Annotated in this window: 18 protein-coding genes and 1 pseudogene; 4 read left to right on the forward strand and 15 right to left on the reverse strand. The window is 47.2% G+C overall.

The window, feature by feature from the left end:
- Positions 1-51: 51 nt before the first annotated feature.
- The 4 genes from thrB to cotNH all read right to left on the reverse strand — a co-directional run bounded on the left by thrB (position 52) and on the right by cotNH (position 4,557).
- Positions 52-981 (reverse strand): homoserine kinase, encoded by a 930-nt coding sequence (gene thrB, locus ACY3LV_RS09345; RefSeq protein ID WP_087993321.1) that lies wholly within the window; start codon positions 979-981, stop codon positions 52-54.
- Positions 978-2,036: a threonine synthase gene (thrC, locus tag ACY3LV_RS09350; protein WP_087993343.1), complete on the reverse strand. Its 1,059-nt coding sequence runs from the start codon at positions 2,034-2,036 to the stop codon at positions 978-980. The genes thrB and thrC overlap by 4 nt, the downstream gene beginning before the upstream one ends.
- Complete coding sequence (locus ACY3LV_RS09355; RefSeq protein ID WP_087993322.1) at positions 2,036-3,337, reverse strand: homoserine dehydrogenase; 1,302 nt, start codon at positions 3,335-3,337, stop codon at positions 2,036-2,038. The genes thrC and ACY3LV_RS09355 overlap by 1 nt, the downstream gene beginning before the upstream one ends.
- Positions 3,338-3,537: 200 nt before the next feature.
- Positions 3,538-4,557, reverse strand: coding sequence for a spore coat-associated protein CotNH (gene cotNH, locus ACY3LV_RS09360; protein ID WP_202328122.1), 1,020 nt, complete (start codon positions 4,555-4,557; stop codon positions 3,538-3,540).
- 152 nt (positions 4,558-4,709) lie between these two features.
- Here cotNH and ACY3LV_RS09365 point away from each other — a divergent pair, with 152 nt between their 5' ends.
- On the forward strand, positions 4,710-5,210 hold the full coding sequence (locus tag ACY3LV_RS09365; protein WP_087993324.1) for a phosphatidylglycerophosphatase A family protein: 501 nt from the start codon (positions 4,710-4,712) through the stop codon (positions 5,208-5,210).
- Between the two features lie 25 nt (positions 5,211-5,235).
- Here the strand turns inward: ACY3LV_RS09365 and nucF are convergent, their stop codons facing one another.
- Genes nucF through ACY3LV_RS09380 form a run of 3 tightly spaced genes read right to left on the reverse strand, consistent with a single transcriptional unit; the run spans position 5,236 to position 6,768 of the window.
- A complete protein-coding gene (gene nucF / locus ACY3LV_RS09370; RefSeq protein ID WP_087993325.1) occupies positions 5,236-6,006 on the reverse strand; it encodes a 5' nucleotidase NucF in 771 nt (256 codons plus the stop codon).
- Between the two features lie 28 nt (positions 6,007-6,034).
- On the reverse strand, positions 6,035-6,469 hold the full coding sequence (locus ACY3LV_RS09375; protein ID WP_087993326.1) for a DUF86 domain-containing protein: 435 nt from the start codon (positions 6,467-6,469) through the stop codon (positions 6,035-6,037).
- 23 nt (positions 6,470-6,492) lie between these two features.
- On the reverse strand, positions 6,493-6,768 hold the full coding sequence (locus ACY3LV_RS09380; RefSeq protein WP_087993327.1) for a YutD family protein: 276 nt from the start codon (positions 6,766-6,768) through the stop codon (positions 6,493-6,495).
- 113 nt (positions 6,769-6,881) lie between these two features.
- Between ACY3LV_RS09380 and ACY3LV_RS09385 the strand changes: the two genes are divergently transcribed.
- A complete protein-coding gene (locus ACY3LV_RS09385) occupies positions 6,882-7,517 on the forward strand; it encodes a YhcN/YlaJ family sporulation lipoprotein (protein WP_202328121.1) in 636 nt (211 codons plus the stop codon).
- A gap of 15 nt (positions 7,518-7,532) precedes the next feature.
- On the opposite strand, the gene lipA is transcribed toward ACY3LV_RS09385, so the two are convergent.
- Complete coding sequence (gene lipA, locus ACY3LV_RS09390; RefSeq protein WP_087993329.1) at positions 7,533-8,429, reverse strand: lipoyl synthase; 897 nt, start codon at positions 8,427-8,429, stop codon at positions 7,533-7,535.
- A 236-nt stretch (positions 8,430-8,665) separates the two neighbouring features.
- On the opposite strand from lipA, the gene lytH reads away from it, so the two are divergent.
- On the forward strand, positions 8,666-9,646 hold the full coding sequence (lytH, locus tag ACY3LV_RS09395; protein WP_087993330.1) for an L-Ala--D-Glu endopeptidase: 981 nt from the start codon (positions 8,666-8,668) through the stop codon (positions 9,644-9,646).
- Positions 9,647-9,673: 27 nt separating this feature from the next.
- Here the strand turns inward: lytH and yunB are convergent, their stop codons facing one another.
- The 6 genes from yunB to ACY3LV_RS09425 all read right to left on the reverse strand — a co-directional run bounded on the left by yunB (position 9,674) and on the right by ACY3LV_RS09425 (position 14,363).
- The gene (gene yunB, locus ACY3LV_RS09400) at positions 9,674-10,441 is read right to left on the reverse strand and encodes a sporulation protein YunB (protein WP_333518498.1); all 768 of its coding nucleotides are present in this window, start codon (positions 10,439-10,441) and stop codon (positions 9,674-9,676) included.
- A 71-nt stretch (positions 10,442-10,512) separates the two neighbouring features.
- Positions 10,513-10,818, reverse strand: a complete 306-nt coding sequence (locus ACY3LV_RS09405) for a YunC family protein (protein WP_003240935.1) — start codon at positions 10,816-10,818, stop codon at positions 10,513-10,515.
- Positions 10,819-10,882: 64 nt separating this feature from the next.
- Complete coding sequence (locus tag ACY3LV_RS09410; RefSeq protein ID WP_464863670.1) at positions 10,883-12,271, reverse strand: bifunctional metallophosphatase/5'-nucleotidase; 1,389 nt, start codon at positions 12,269-12,271, stop codon at positions 10,883-10,885.
- Positions 12,272-12,290: 19 nt separating this feature from the next.
- Entirely contained in the window at positions 12,291-13,112 is an 822-nt protein-coding gene (locus tag ACY3LV_RS09415) for a sulfite exporter TauE/SafE family protein (RefSeq protein ID WP_333560814.1), read from the reverse strand.
- Between the two features lie 17 nt (positions 13,113-13,129).
- The gene (locus ACY3LV_RS09420; protein ID WP_148964111.1) at positions 13,130-13,978 is read right to left on the reverse strand and encodes a DUF72 domain-containing protein; all 849 of its coding nucleotides are present in this window, start codon (positions 13,976-13,978) and stop codon (positions 13,130-13,132) included.
- Between the two features lie 37 nt (positions 13,979-14,015).
- On the reverse strand, positions 14,016-14,363 hold the full coding sequence (locus ACY3LV_RS09425) for a YunG family protein (RefSeq protein WP_333560815.1): 348 nt from the start codon (positions 14,361-14,363) through the stop codon (positions 14,016-14,018).
- Between the two features lie 108 nt (positions 14,364-14,471).
- Between ACY3LV_RS09425 and ACY3LV_RS09430 the strand changes: the two genes are divergently transcribed.
- Positions 14,472-15,740 carry a glycosyltransferase gene (locus ACY3LV_RS09430; RefSeq protein ID WP_333560816.1) on the forward strand — a complete coding sequence of 423 codons (1,269 nt, stop codon included), beginning with the start codon at positions 14,472-14,474 and terminating at the stop codon, positions 15,738-15,740.
- A gap of 16 nt (positions 15,741-15,756) precedes the next feature.
- Here ACY3LV_RS09430 and ACY3LV_RS09435 read toward each other — a convergent pair.
- Positions 15,757-17,093: pseudogene (locus ACY3LV_RS09435) on the reverse strand (allantoinase).
- Positions 17,094-17,114: the final 21 nt, after the last annotated feature.

The following is a 17,114-nucleotide window of genomic DNA, read 5'->3' on the forward strand; positions in this document are numbered from 1 at the left end:
CCAGCAGAAAAAAAGCGTCCTCCGCTGACGCTGAGGAACGCTTGGCATATTCTATACACTTTTTACTTGATATAAAGGATTTCGCTCTATTATACTTCCCTCTTTTGGAACGGTCAAAGCGTCTACTTCGCAATGAGGGAAATGAAGCGTGAGCTGCTCTTTCAGCTTTGCTCCCTTTCCTTTTTCAGTCATCACGAGAATCGTCGGGCCTGCTCCGCTGAGAGCCGTTCCATATGCGCCCTTCATCTCGGCGACGTGTTCTACTTTTGACAATTCGGGGACAAGCATCGCCCTGTACGGCTGATGGAACATATCCTTCTTCATGATTTTCCCGACAAGCGGCCAATCCTTGGACATGATCGCAGCAACGAGCAAATTGCTGACGGCACTTGCTTTTACAGCGTCCGCATACGGAAACTCTTTCGGAAGCACGTCTCTTGCGTCCCTTGTCAGCACCTCGTAAAAAGGAATAACAACGACAATGTCAATGTCAGCATCCGGGACACGGATCATTTGTGTCTCGTCATCTTCATGCAGGCCGATGACAAGCCCGCCAACGAGAGAAGCGCCCGCATTATCCGGGTGTCCTTCTTCAAGGCTGGCTAAATGCAGCTTGTCCGCTTCAGACAGCTTTAAGCCGCATAATTCATCAGCCAGTTCAATGGCCGCTACAATCGCCGCGGCGCTGCTGCCAAGGCCGCGGGCGAGCGGGATATCGCTCCATACCTTCACATGGACAGGCGGCATTTCTTTTCCGTACAAATCTGCTGTCCGTTTTGCCACTTGATAGATCAGATTATCTGTACCCGCCGGAATTCCGGCGACTGTTTCTGTTTCAGCTTCAAAAGACCATTTGTCGCTTCCAAAGACGGTCAGCTTCAAATACCTGCTGAGCGCCATTCCGACTGAATCAAAACCCGGGCCTAGGTTAGCCGTGCTTCCGGGAACAGTGACCGTGAACAGCATGCCGGCTTCGTTCATACACGGGCCGCTCCTTTTAAATATTCAAGAATGCTGTCTTCATCAGTCGGCAATGTGACCGGCTTGATTTCTGAAATGTCGACCGCTGTGTTCGGATCTTTCAGTCCGTTTCCTGTTAAAACAGCGACGACCTTGCTGCCTTTCGGAATGTCTCCGGACTTCACCTGTTTCAACACTCCTGCGATAGACGCGCAAGAACCCGGTTCTGCAAACACACCTTCTTCACGGGCGATCAGCTGATACGCGTGAAGGATTTCATCATCAGTGACTTCGTCAATTTTCCCGTTGGATTCCTCAGCTGCCTTTACAGCTTTGTCCCAGCTTGCAGGGTTTCCGATACGAATGGCTGTCGCTATTGTTTCCGGATTTTCAATTACTTCATTGCGCACAATTGCCGCCGCGCCTTCCGCTTCAAATCCGCGCATTTTCGGAAGGCCAGTGCCGTTTTTCTCATGATATTCCTTGAATCCCTTCCAGTATGCCGTAATGTTTCCTGCGTTTCCGACCGGGATGGCCAAAACATCCGGCGCTTCTCCCAGCTGTTCGCACACTTCGAAGGCAGCTGTTTTTTGGCCTTCAATACGGTAAGGATTAACTGAGTTGACAAGGGCAATCGGTGATTTCTCACAGATGGAGCGGACAATTTTAAGCGCATCGTCAAAGTTTCCGTCAATAGCGATAATTTCAGCTCCGTACATGACAGCTTGAGCCAGTTTTCCAAACGCGATTTTGCCGTTCGGGATGATCACGATGCATTTCATGTTAGCGCGGGCTGCATATGCAGCCGCAGCAGCGGAAGTGTTTCCTGTAGACGCGCACATAATCGTGTCGTTGCCTTCTTCTTTTGCTTTCGCCACAGCCATGACCATTCCGCGGTCTTTAAATGACCCTGTAGGATTGATGCCTTCCGTTTTGACATGAAGTTCAATTCCCAGCTGTTCAGACAGCTTCGGCAGGTAAATAAGAGGTGTGTTTCCTTCATGTAAAGTAAGCGCCGGTGTTTGATCTGTTACAGGTAAAAATTCTTTATATTGATGGATTAGTCCTTTCCACATTAACTCCAACCGTTCCCTTCTACACGATATGTGCTTTTGACTTCTTGAACGACTTCCAAATCATTTAGGTTTTGCAGGATATCACTGAAATCAGCTTCTGATGTATGGTGCGTGACAATCACGATTTCTGCTAACTCATCATGGCCTTTAATCGGCAGCTGAAGGATCTTTTCAAAGCTCACGCCCCGTTCTGAGAAGACAGACGTAATTTTCGAGAATGAACCGACCTGATCTTTAACATGAATTCTTAAAAATTGCTGCGCGTAAATGTCTGACGGAGACTTCATGTTTTTCTCGTATTGCGGCCCAACAAAGCTGTTGCCGGTTACGCCGAGGCGCATATTTTTCATGACGGCGACAAGATCAGAAACAACGGATGTCGCAGTCGGCATGCTTCCGGCTCCCGGTCCGTAGAACATCGTCTCACCGACAGCCTCGCCGTATACGTAAACGGCGTTAAACTCATTATGCACAGCAGAAAGCGGATGGTGGTCAGGAAGCAGTGTCGGCTGTACGCTGACTTCAATTTTGCTGCCGTCACGCTGCGCAATCCCGATCAGCTTCATCGTATAGCCGAGGCGTTTGCTGAAGCTGATGTCCTCGTCTGTAATTTGGGAGATTCCCTTTACTTTGACGTCGTCGAGATCCACGTTCATCGAGAAGCCGAGGCGCGCCAATATCGCCATTTTTCTTGCGGCGTCAAGCCCTTCCACGTCTGAAGTCGGATCAGCTTCGGCAAAACCGAGATCCTGCGCTTCCTTGAGCACTTCCTCGTAAGGGCTTTTTTCTTTGATCATTTTTGTTAAGATAAAGTTCGTTGTTCCGTTCACGATCCCCATCATTTTTGTAATCCGGTCTGATGAGAGGCCTTCCTCTAACGTGCGCAGAATCGGAATCCCGCCGGCAACACTGGCTTCAAAGTAGATGTCACAGCCATTTTCCTTCGCTTCCGCAAGCAGCTCGGAACCGTACACAGCCATTAAATCCTTGTTTGCTGTGACAACATGCTTTTTGGATCTGAGCGCATCGACCAAATATTGTTTTGTCTGCTCCACTCCGCCAATTACCTCGATAACGACATCAACATCTGGATCATCGATGACATCATACACTTCTGTCGTGAGCACTTCCTTCGGCAAGTCTACTTCTCTCTTTTTCTCTAGATCTTTTACAAGCACTTTTTTTATCGTAACCGGACAGCCGACTTGATGCATCAGCTTATCCTGATGGTCTTGAATAATTTTAACGACACCGCTTCCGACGGTACCTAAACCTAAAAGCCCTACACGAATCGCTTTCAAAAAAACTCCACCTTTCGTTTAATTGTCCTCTCAAAAAAGACAATTGTTAACTCAACACAGACATATAAGTTACAAACATTATATAAGCCCGCTCTTGTTTTGACAAGATAGCAATAGGCTGAATTTTACGAATGTAAACGCTTAACCTACTGATATGACAAGATTCTTTATTTTCTAATTATTTTTGTCAGATTTTCTCCTCATCCGCGGCTTCCTTTGCCGAGCCAGCTTACGCGGGGAACAAATGGCTTCTGCGCCCGCATATTCATGAATTCCTGTGCTGTATTAAGAAATTGTTCATAGCGTCCGCAATCATTCAGAATGAAGTCAAGCTGCTCTTCATAATAATGCTTTTCTGATTCTGATGACATGTAGTAGCTCTCCACGATTTCAAAATAATGAAGCGGAAAGAGCAGACGGCTGTACAGGAGACGTTTTGAAAACGAAGACAGCGGTGTGATTTTCTCGTATTCCTGTAAAAAGAGAAAGCCCTGCTGATTAAAATCTTGTCTGTGATGCAAAAACGTATGCCTCATATACTCAGCCAAATCGCGTGAAGCGTGGTCAAATACCCAATCCGCAGGAATCCTGATCAAAGATTCGGATGACCACGTATGTCTTTCCATCCGCTGATGGCATATCGTTCCAGAATCAGCGGCTTGGGGTTTGTCATCCAGCTCAGTGTCCACTAAATATTGTATCGCGTTTTCTGACAGTCCTAAATAATATGGAAATGATTCGATCATTTTTTTGTCGAATGGCTCGTGCGGAGGAGTTTGAACCTTTCGCTGCCAAAACACTTCCAGCTGATCAATGCGTTTTCCCCACAAATCTTTCCACTGGCCGATTCTTCCGGCTGCTTTCACTTCATACGGGTACCCTCTGCCTTTTCGGTGAAATTCAGCCAGTTCCGCCCCAATGGAGAACGCCCGGTTTGAATAAGGTGGTGCCGCTTTTAGCAGAGCGTACGTTTTTCCCTCATGTTCAAATGTCAGCTCACCTTGTTTTGTAAAGATAAAAATCGGAACGTATGGGTCACTTTGTTCTTGTAAATACTGACTCATGTAATAAAGCTCCGCCAACTCTGTATCTGAGAATTGGGAAACGGGGACAATCAGAAAGAATGAATTCGGTGTCTGAAAGCATTGATATGTGTGTTGATACATGGAAAGCTGTCTGATATGAATACCATATTTTTCTTTTATTGTGCCTTTCACCATGATCACCTGCCTATTGAATTAGGGCTCATCACATCGTAGTCATACACGTCCGGAATTATGAATACATATTTTAATCCGACGAAGACGCAAGAAAAAGTCGTAAACATCTCAAATATTTTGTATAAACTAGTAAAAAAGATTGGGTGAAACTGATGTCAGAAAACGAACAAATCAGCCAGATGGAAGCAAAAGCAAGAGCACGGATGAAGGAGCGCGGCGTTGAGGTGTCAGACATTGCCGAGCTAGTCTTTTTCCTGCAAAAAAAATATCATCCGGATTTACACATTGATGAATGCACGTTGAACGTCAATCGCGTTCTCGCAAAACGCGAGGTGCAAAACGCGATTTTAACGGGCATTGAATTGGATGTTCTTGCTGAGCAGAAAAAACTGTCTGAACCAGTGCAAACGATGCTGGAAACAGATGAAAGTTTATATGGAGTGGATGAAGTTCTGGCATTTTCCATCGTGAATATTTACGGATCAATCGGGTTTACGAACTACGGTTACATCGATAAAGAAAAACCCGGAATCCTTAAACATTTGAATGATAAATCAACCGGCGAATGCCATACCTTTCTAGATGACATCGTCGGAGCGATTTCCGCGGCGGCCTCAAGCAGGCTCGCACACCGCGCGCGGCACACAGAATAAGGGCACCCTTTTGGGGCGCCCTTTTTTAAATGTATGGAATCCATTCAGTCAGTGAGTCAATGGCGTAAGCCGGTTTTTCCAAATCGTCTGTCATATGCTCTCTTTTTGTTACGCCTGTGTGCACAAGCAGCGTATCCATACCGGCGTTAATGCCGGCCATAATGTCCGTCGCGTAGTTGTCGCCGACCATGAGTGTTTCGGACACATCCGTTCCGAGAACGCGCATCGCCTGCTCCATAATGATGGATTCCGGCTTGCCGATAAATACCGGCTGTACGCCTGTGGATACGGTTAATACAGATGTCAGCGAACCGTTTCCAGGCAGGAGGCCTCTTTCGGTGGGGATCGCAATATCTCCGTTTGTGGAAATAAAGCGGGCGCCATTTCTGATGGCCAGGCAGCCGACAGCAAATTTTTCGTATGTAATGGAACGGTCAATACCAACAACGACAAAATCCGCGTTTTCCCCGCCAAACGTCAGGCCGTTTTCTTCAATCGCCTGACGGATTCCTTCTTCCCCGATCACATACACAGACGCGTCTTTTTTCTGCTGGGCGATATGCTGGGCAGTCGCCATGCTGGTCGTGAAGACCTGCTCTTCCGTTGCAGGAATATCAAAAGACACGAGCTTGTCCGCCACCTGCTTCGGTGTGCGCGAAGAGTTGTTTGTCACGAAAAGATAAGGAACGCCGCGCGCTTTCAGCGTTCTGACAAATTCACACGCTTCCTCGATTTTTTCCGTGCCATTGTACATTGTTCCGTCTAAATCAATTAAATACCCTTTATATGTTTTCATGTCCAACACTCCTGTGGCTTTCCAGTTGTTATTTAAACGCGGAAACAGGGCCAAGCTCTGTTTCCAAGTAGCTTCTGATCCGTTTCGGGAAGTCTTGAAGAGCTGTCTGATGCGCCGTGATCAGCCTGTAAAGCTCGGCGCTGTCAGCGAGCAGGTACTGCTGAACCAATGTTTTGCGGTAGGCGATCAATTTCTTGAGCTCAGTTCCCTCTTTTTCCGTGACAACTTTTTCATCAACAAGTATGTCCATAATGTCATTATAGCTGCCCGGGTCCCGCATAATAAAACCGTCAATCATGTCATTGCCTGTATCCAGAATGCACTCGATTAAGAGATGGCCTATACGATCAAGCGCCAGTCTCTCGATTTCAGACTGCCAATCTCTTTGTGAGTTAAAAAGCGCCAGCTGGTGCTCAAAGAACCCGAGTGTTTGCTCGATCTTGTTTCTGTCAACAAAATACATGACAGCATCCCCTTTGTGTATGTTTATTTTCTGATCCGTTTCAAGACAAAATACGCACAGCCGAAATTGCAGTATTCGTAAATGTATTCATCTAGTGTGCTGATTTTCGTTTCGAAGGTTGCCTTTTGATTCTGGTCGTCAAAGAAGCCCTTGAGCCTGAGCTGACCGTACCCCCAGTCTCCCACAATATAATCGTATTTATTTAAAATATCGGAGTAGCGGGCTTTAAAAGCCTCTTCGTTGAAGCCTTCTTTGAAATTGTGCACCAATTCAAATTCGGCATTTTGAATAAGAATCATGATCTCACCTCTTTTTCACTCATTCCTATCATAATTCATTGCCCCGTCCCCATCAATTGCTAAAGAATAAATCATGCGATTTGGCTACCCTACATATGAGGAGGGATTTATATATGAAACGAACTGCTGTCAGTCTCTGCCTGTTGACTGGGCTTTTATCCGGGTGCGGAGGCGCAGGATTTGATAATGCCGAGCAAAACGCCCAAAATCAGACGCAGAATCAAACCAGACCCATTCATGTGTCTGACCGCAACGAGGCTTTTAACCGGCATGATAAGAACGAACAATTTGGCTATGTCCGCTATCAAAAAGAACAATTCGATGGCGAACAGCAGCAAGCACCGGTGATGAACCGGAAAGAAACCGCTCACATGATATCAAGTTTAACGGTTCAGCTCCCCCATATTCAAGAGGCTGCAACGCTGGTGACCGATCAAGAAGCGCTTGTCGTATACAAAACCGATTCCAAAAACCGCGTGCTGACGGCCGATCAGGTGAAAAAAACAGCCGCTTCAGTGATTCCGCGATACTATCATGTGTATATTTCCGATAACCCAAACCATATGCAGTCCATCGAAAATGACAGCCATATCGGCTCCGGTTCCAGAAATATCAGAGAGAACATGTCGAGGACGATTGAAGAAATGAAAACCTCTCCGCAAGGAAGCCCTGTCTCAGAGAATGAAAATGCCAACGGAGAAACCCGCCAGGACATGAAAATCAATAGGAATGACAAAAACGCCAGATGATCTGGCGTTTTGGCATTATGCTTGTGCTTGGCGCTTTTTAGATGCTTCGTTCACCTGTTCATCGGCATGGTAAGATGAACGGACAAGCGGACCGGCTTCACAGTGGCTGAAGCCTTTTTGCATCGCGATTTCCTTTAATTCTGCAAATTCGTCAGGGTGATAGTATTTTTGGACTTTCAAGTGTTTCTTCGTCGGCTGCAGATATTGGCCGATTGCCATAATATCCACGTTGTTTGCCAAGAGGTCGTCCATAACTTCAATAATTTCCTCTTTCGTTTCACCGAGTCCGATCATGATGCTTGATTTTGTCGGAATATCAGGCTGCATTTCTTTCGCACGGCGCAAAAATTCCAGTGAACGGTCGTACGTCGCGCGCGCGCGGATTCTTGGCGTCAGGCGGCGAACCGTTTCGATATTGTGATTCAGGATGTCTGGGCGTGTATCCATCAAGGTTTTCAGGTTATCGTAGTTTCCGCCCATATCAGACGGGAGCACCTCAATTGTCGTGAACGGGCTTTTTCTGCGGATCGCACGGACCGTTTCCGCGAAAATGCCAGCTCCGCCGTCTTTCTGGTCGTCACGCGCAACAGCCGTAATGACCGCGTGTTTCAGATTCATAAGGGCGACAGAATCCGCTACGCGTTCCGGCTCTTGCAGATCAAGCTCAGTTGGAAGGCCCGTTTTGACAGCACAAAAACGGCATGCTCTTGTGCAAACAGAACCTAAAATCATAAATGTCGCTGTACGTCTGACCGCCCAGCATTCATGAATATTCGGACATTTAGCTTCTTCGCATACGGTATGCAGGTTGTTTTCCCGCATGAGTTTTTTGAGCCCTGTATAGTTTTCATTTGTATTTAATTTGATTTTGAGCCATTCGGGCTTTCTGAGGTGTTCGTCTTTCTTTGCCAATTCCCATCATCTCCAATATCCAATATACTCAAATTTCTGGCACGAAACATTCTGAAAACGAGAAAGGTGCAGGTTTTTTTTCTGCAGCATAAATCATGTTTTTCTAACTAAAGAAAGTCTTTTCTTTAGACACTTTAACATAGGAAAAATTTCTCGACAAGGGAAGATGATTACTGACATTTTTAAGCCGGCTTGCCGCAAACTATGTGTATTCAATATGAAAGGAGATTATTTTTGTGAAAGTTTTGTTATCCGCTCTTCTTCTCCTTTTGTTTGCGTTTGAGCCTTCTGCGTTTGCAAAAAAGCTTTCTGATTCAGTGCTGTCGAAACGGATGGAATTATATCATAAAGTCGAGGCTGTGACGCAAATTCCTTGGTATGCGCTCGCCGCAGTAGATCAATACGAGGAAAATGTGCGAAGCAACCGAAAAGACCTGCCTGACAAAGCGGGAATTATCAGCATCTATATACCCGATGAAATCTGGAGCGGACCTGAAAACCCGAATCCGAAAGACGATGCGCCGTTGAGCATTAAAGTGTTTGACGGAATCGGTATGGATGGTGACGGTGACGGGAAAGCCGAGGTCAGCAATGATGACGATATTTTGTATACATTCAGCCAATACTTGCTGTCGTATGGCACAGATGAAAACAACATCCGCATCGGGCTTTGGAATTATTACCGGCGTGACCAGACGGTGGGGATCATCTCTGAATTCATGAAGCTGTTTAAAACTTACGGGCATATTGATCTGGACGAGCATGCGTTTCCGCTTCCGATCAGAACCGATTACAGCTATCGAAGCACGTGGGGAGATGCACGGGGCTTCGGAGGGAGACGGATTCATGAAGGCACGGATATTTTTGCCCGTTACGGCCTTCCGGTCAGATCCACCTGTTACGGCGTAGTTGAAATGAAGGGCTGGAACCGCTTCGGCGGATGGAGAATCGGCATCAGAGACATTAACAATACGTATCATTATTTTGCCCATCTTAATGGATTTGCCAAAGGGATAAAAGCAGGGCAAATCGTTGAGCCCGGCCAAGTGATCGGGTCAGTCGGCAGCTCAGGATACGGCCCGCCGGGAACCGCCGGGAAGTTCCCGCCGCACCTTCACTACGGCATGTATAAAGATAACGGAAAAACCGAATGGTCGTTTGATCCATACCCGCATTTGAGAGCGTGGGAGCGTTATGAGTACAAAAAAAAGAAATAACGAAAAGCCGCCTCTAAAACAGGCGGCTTATTGACTGCCTTTTTCACTTTTCGAATCGGCACCGTCCTCTTCTTTGCTGCTTGGAAGCTGGACAGAAGGGGTGACACCTGAGCCGCCGCTTCCGTTATAAAACTGCGGCACTTCGCCCTGCACTGCTTTAATCGATACAGGAACGTTATTTGTGATGACAGCGGTTTTGCTTGCAAACGGAATGATAACCTTCACTTTAATTTCGACAAAGATGCTGATATCAATAAGTGCATTATTAATGCCATACGGCTTGATTTTGGTTTTGACATCTGTAAAAGCGTCACCGATTAAATTGAACCGGACCGGTATTTTTGGCCCCAGGTTTCCAAGGAGACTGTTGCCTGTTACCTGTCCCAGCGGAATGTTGATCATTATATTCTCACTGGCCCCGCTGTGCCCGGTGTGGGTTTCCATCTCTTTCAAATGAGCCTGAAGCTGCTTTGTCACTTTTGTTTTCACACTGTTTATAACCTGTGTATTAAAATCGATTGTCGTTAATTTTCCGTTTTCATCAGAATTCATTTGAAACATATCTTTCATATTTTCACTGTCAGACATATAATCCTCAATTGAATCCTGAATCACCTCTGTCGCTATACGCTTCGTTTCCATCTCGCCGATACTCATTAAAACAGGTTTAATCGAGCCATTGATCATCCAGAGGCTGACTGTTGTCGAAAGGATAAAAAAGGCAACCGACAAGAGCAGCACGTACCGGAAAGGCAAAGGTCCTCTCTTGCGAAAAGGGCCGCGATATCTTGGCAAGAAAATCCCCCCTTACATATCACAATGTATGCTTGTAAGAGGGGACATAGTAATAGCCGGGCCAAATTATTTTATTTCACCATTTTTAAAAGCGCTTCTCTGCCGCTCATGCCGGCATGGATGCCGAGATCTTCCGCGGCGTACGTGACGGATTCTAAAGGTGCGTCTAACAGCTGGTCAATGGTGCGTACCCCAACTGCGCGCCCCGCCACAATGCCCCGCTCCTTTAATTTTTCATTCAGCAGCGCCACATCAAGCGCCCCGCACATAATGTATCCATGATCATTAGTTACCGCCATAAAATTTGTTTTTGGAAGCTTCACTGTCACAGCTGTAAAAGGCTGTCCTTCTATCATGATTGGTGTCAGATTTACCACGTCAACCTCTCCCTTCATTCATCACTTTATGATGAAGGGCAGAGCTTGTTGTGGGCTGACCTCCTTATTGCGCGAGCTTCCATGCGAGCAGATCCCGCAAAAACTCCGGCATAAAGTATTCTTTTTCTGCGGCGTCGCGGATGATCGGGAACAGTCTGCCGAGCGTAAACATGTCAAGCACGGCAACGGAGTATTGTTTATGTTTATCAATCTCTTCCCCGTTCAGCGTGACGCGTGTGACATGCGTGATCCCGTCATCCAGCCGTTTCGTTTCTACATCAACACCCGCGTACACCATTTTCCCCATTACTTCTCCGCGGAAGCCGAGCCCTTTGATCCGGAGCTGCTCCATTTGTTCGGAAGCGGCATGGACAATGGTCTCTTTCAGTTCTTCGCCCGTCAGCCGGACAGCCACCGGGTTGATCGGATGGGGACAGATGCGGTGCAGATCCAGCTTCGTCACAGGGCCCGCTCTCAGCGGACCGAGAATGACACCGGAATTCACCATGCTGATGTCTGTCCCGCACCATTCCTTTAGCGCGAATGCCAATAGCAAAGGCAGCTCTGATTCTTCAAACCACTTCACCTCAGCATCTTGCGCAAGCTCCGCAACGGCATCGGACAGCCTATCTTCGGCTTCGCATTCTTTTTCATGAAGAAACGCTTTTGTTTCTTCGGATTCTCCTGTCCATTCCGCCATGTTCTGCACAGACGCTGTTTTGCTGATGATGCTTCGCTGTACGCTGTCGACTGTGATTTCTACACAGCCGACATAATGCCCGTATTTCTCGGCGCTGGCAAGCAACACGCCGTTTACCACTTGTCCATCTTCAAGCAAATGATGGGTGTGCGATTCGAGGATCACATCAATCTCAGGGACCGCTTCAGCCATTGCCTGATCATCAAGAATGCCTAAATGCGACAGCAGAACGATGATGTCAGCCTGCTCTTTCACTTCCTGAATGGTTTCCTTTACGCTTTCAAGGGCATCGGTTACTGTCCATCCCAGCTTGTCATAGACAGGATAATACGGCACAGTTACGCCTAAGATAGCAATGGACATACCGTTTTTCAATGATTTGATATGGTAAGGAACCGCCCAGGATGGACGGTTTCCGTTTTTGTCATACAGATTGGAGACGATAACGGGAAATTCAGCATGATGATATAAGGCAGCGAGCTCTTCATGCGGAAGCGTGATCCCTTCGTTATTGCCGATCGCCGCTCCATCAATATGAAGACGGTTTAAGAGATCGACATTCGCTTTTCCGAAAGTCGCCTCTGTCACGAAATGAAAACGATCAAGATGATCGCCAATATCAAAAACGAGCGTCTCTCCGCTGTCTGATTGACGCTCTTTTCTTTTCTGCTCGATATAATCTACAATTTTCGGCCAGTTTTCAAAATGGCTGTGCAAATCATTGGTATGATATAAGCGGAGCTTCTCTTTCATATTATCTCTCCCTAATCGTTCAGCTGAAGATGCCTTCATAAATGAGCTGGCAGCCGATCAAAATCAACACGATCCGCATGATCATCACGATCGTTTTCGTCTGCATTTTTCTGTTGATGGCGGCGCCAAACTTTCCGCCAATCCAAGCGCCGGGCACAAGCGCGAGGGCGTACAGCCAATTGACGTGCCCGGAAATAATATGTGAAACAGACCCTGTCATTGAGGACAGGAATATAATAAACATGGACGTTGCCACCGCAACCTTCGGCGGAAACAGGAATAACAGCATCATCGCCGGAACCATGAGCGATCCGCCGCCTATTCCGAAAAGCCCGCCTAAAAAGCCGACAACAAAAGCAATCGCAATGCCGACAGGGGCCTGATATGAATACGTATAAGGCTCACCAGCCTCATCCTGAAATGTCCGAATAATTCCTTTATGAGCTTTGTTGACCGGCCGGGCTTTCGCTTTCAGCATTAAGGTTAATGAAATCAGAATCATAAAAATGCCAAACCAAATGGAAAAAGAGTTTGAACTGAACAGCTTTGACACATAAGCCCCGATAATACTGCCGGGACCTGAACCAATAAAGAATATGAGCCCGCTTTTATAATCAACGGTTTTATATTTAATATAAGCCAAAGTTGAAGAAAGACCCGTAAAAATAATGACCAAAAGCGAAGTCCCAATCGCGATCTGCGGCGTCACATCTTGAAACAGCGGCGTCACTGTGCTCAAAAACATCAGAGACGGCACGATAACAATTCCGCCGCCAAGTCCAATCAGGCTTCCTACCGTACCTGCAACTAATCCCAGTACGGCCAAAATCACAAAAGACATCAAATAAAACCTCTTTTCTAAAATAAATCGAGCTGTCTCGGAGCAAGTCCGCCATACTCGATATCAAGCAGTTCAAGCATCTGCTTGCCGTTATCCGCGGCGTCTCCGCCGGAATTGTTATTGAACAGGACAAAAACATCCTTACATTGCTGCTGCAATTCATTCAGGCGCTTTTTCCAATCCGCCAGCTCTTGTTGATTGTAGCGGTATAAGTACCTGACCTCCCGCCAGTTTTTCCCGCCATCAGGCTTCATCCAGCCCTGCTTGTTGCGCCCGTGAAACCTGACAAGCGTTTTGTTTTCATCGGTCGCGCGCAGCACAGTCGGCACGCTGCCTTCTCCGATTTGCGGTTCATCACAGACACTGTGAATCCAGCCTTCCGCTTTCATAAATGAAAGCGTCTGCTCATAAAATGGCGGCGAGAACCAGGAGCGGTTTCTGAATTCAAGCGCGCATGGGATATCGCCCATTTGGTGCTTGCACCATCTCAAATAAGCGACATTCTCCTTCTTGCAGTCAAACCACGGCGGAAATTGAAACAGCACCATGGCGAGCTTATTGCTATGTAAATATGGCGTTAAAGACACCTTAAACGCGTCAAACATCTCCTCTTTTGAGTCAAAGGGAATGTCGCCGCGCTGATGCCCCGTCATGCCCTGATACGCTTTCACGATAAATTGGAAGGTTTCCGGCGTTTCCTTCACCCACTTTTCATTATTTCGCGCCGGCTGAATCGCGTAAAAGCTCGCGTCTAATTCAACGATCGGAAAATGGGAGGAATAGGCCTGCAATTTTTTCTGGCTGGCCGTTTTCGGCGGATAGATGCTGTCATGATCCCCCCATCCCGTCAGTCCGATATAAATCACAATCATTCACCTCTCTTCCAGTTTATCACACGTGTTTTCAGGTTTCCTCGGAAATGCTATTCATGTAGCGGGAAAACGCTGAACAAAGATGCTGATATTGTTCCTCATTCGTATCTAAAAACGCCTCTTCCCTTGAGGATGGAATATGCTGATAGTCAATAGGCGCCTGAAACTGTTCACTCGTAAAATCGTACATCAAGCCATTGATGCTGTTATAAAAATGCCAGCTCTCACCGACTTTTGTTTTATAAATGGCGCCGCCGAATTGATCCTGTATCACCAAAGCCGTCACACCGCATTGGCCGGACGACGGGCATTCTTCCGTCCATTTAGAGCTCGTATGACGCGACCATGATTGCTTGAGTATGTATTTGATATGTTCCATTGCCTCCGCCTCCTTCAAAAAAGATACCACGTTGATTGCATTTTAAAAACTGATAGGTGCTTATGTATGATAAATTAGTGGTAATGAATGACATTCCGGAGGCGAATCATGAAAATCAACCTGCTTACGATCGGGACGAGGGGCGATGTACAGCCTTTTATCGCATTGGGAAAAGAATTATCAAGACGCGGTCATCATGTGACGATTTGCACTGAAGACGCGTTCAAAGATCTAACGGAGAAAAACAGGCTCTCCTTTTCAGCCATCAGAGCCGATTACGCAGATTTGACGCAATCAGAAGAAGGGAAAAACATGCTGAAAGGAAATCCAATATCAATCGTCAGACAACTGAAAACCGTCATTTACCCAATGATGGAACAAATGTTAGACGATATTTGGGCGGTCTCTCAAGATGCCGATGCAATCATTTATCACCCTAAAGTATTTGGCGGTTATGATCTTGCCGAAGCCCTGCACATCCCTGCCTTTATTGCTCACCCCGTTCCTGTTATAGCTCCCACCCGCCATTTTGCAAATCCTGTCTTGCCATTTGCCATGCGGAGCGGAACGCTTAACAGGGCCAGTTTTAAAATCAATCGATTATTAACCGCATCATTTTTTTCGCTGGTTAACAAGTGGAGACATGAGACACTCGGCCTGTCTGGTAAACGTTCTGTTTTTAAGGATGATTCCGTACTGAATGGAAAGCATATTCCTGTTCTGTATGGATGCAGCCCTTCCATCATTCCCTTTGACCAACAATGGGAAGGTCATGTTTCAATGAAAGGATTCTGGTTTTTAGACAAAGATGCCTGGACCCCTCCACCTGAGCTGTTGCATTTTTTAGAAGCGGGGCCGCCTCCTTTTACCGTTAGTTTTAGCAGTATGCCATTACGAAACCCGGATCACATACTGAACATGCTTCAGCAAGCATTCAAAGAAGCCGGGCAGCGCGCCATTTTGCTGACGGGCTGGAGCGGGATCAAACGGACAACAGATTCACCTCATATTTTCACAGCCAGGTCCATGCCTCACAGCTGGATTTTTCCTCAATCACGAGCAGTCATTCATCATGGTGGCGCCGGGACTACGGCCGCGGCATTGAAGGCTGGCAAACCAATGATAATATGCCCATTCTCTGGGGATCAGCCTTTTTGGGCAAGAAAAATGCGAGACATCGGAGTGGCTGCTGCCCCTCTGAAAGAAAAAAAGATGTCAGTTGAAGTCTTCGTTTCCAGAATCCACGAACTGGTCTCCAACCATACGTATTCTCAACGGGCTTCTGAAGCTGCAGCTCTTATTGATCAAGAAGATGGAGTAAAGCATACTGCGGATTTTATTGAAGAAAAACTAGAGGAAAAAACCCCGGCAACATAAAATCTGCCGGGGTTTTTTACGATGGAACGACCAGCGCTCCGTCAATTGCTCTTTCTGCTTTGTCCCTGCCGCTGTACACGCACCGGCCTTTACTGTATGTGGCCGAAATGAGGCAGGGAAATGTATGTCCTTCGTAAAGGCTTAGCTTATGCTTTGCAAACATCGATTCTCTCGTGACAGTGTACGGCTCCATGCCGACGAGGACAAAATCCGCATCACATCCCTCTTCAAGCCGCCCTTTTTGCTGCAGGCCGAATCGTCTCGCAGGGGCCGCCGCTGTCCATTCAGCGATGGTTTCAAACGGAATCTGATGTTCAAGCGCCAGTTCCAGCATTCCTAATAAAGTGAACTGCCCGCCGCTGATTCCGCCCCATGATAAAAATAAATTATCCTCCCGCTTTAAGGACGGACGGCAAGGAGAATGGTCAGAGGAGACCATGTCAATATGCCCCGCAATGAGCGCCTTGATCAGCGCCTCCTTTGATTGCGGTGAACGGAGCGGGGGCGCGCATTTTGCGACAGAGCCCTTTTCACATAAATCATCGTGGCTGAACAAGAGATAATGCGGGCATGTTTCGACCGAAACATCAAGGCCTTCCTGTTTCGCCTCCCTGATCAGCCGAACCGCTTTCGCCGTGCTGATATGGACAAAATGAACCGGACACCCCGTCGCCTTCGCATACTGTATCGTGCGATACACCGCTTCAGCTTCGGCTTCCTCCGGGCGGGAGGCGGCGTACGCATCCGCATCCACCCTTCCTTTATTAGCCAAAACCATCTGCAAATAATCGCGTCACTCTCCGCGTGAAGAGCGAGGATTTTTCCTGCAGACGCGATTTCTGTCATGCCTTTGAGCAATGTCCGTTCATCAACAGAGGTGAACTCGTCTGTGCCTGATTTGGATAAAAACGCTTTAAATCCGATCGCTCCCGCCTCAGCCATTGGGCGGATGTCCTCGATATGGCCGGGTACGAGGCCGCCCCATAGCGCAAAATCCACGGCTGATTTTTGCCTGCCGAGTTCAGCTTTTGCGAGAAGATGTTCTGCCGTCACGGTTGATGGAATGCAATTGAGCGGCATATCAAAATAAGTGGTGCAGCCGCCTGCTGCCATCATCTGCGAGCCTGTTTCAATCCCCTCCCAGTCCTCTCTGCCCGGTTCATTGAAATGAACATGGCAGTCTACCGCACCCGGAAACACATATTGTCCGCTTGCCTGTACAACAGCTGCCCCGCCTGCTTCAATGGCAGATCCAATCTCGGCAATGATACCGTTTCGTACTGCAATATCAGCTTTTTTAACGCCACTTGGCGTAACTGCTTTCGCACCTTTTATCACCATATCGTAATTCATACTGATCCCCCCATGTAAGGA

It is taken from the genome of Bacillus sp. 11C (genome assembly GCF_055486375.1).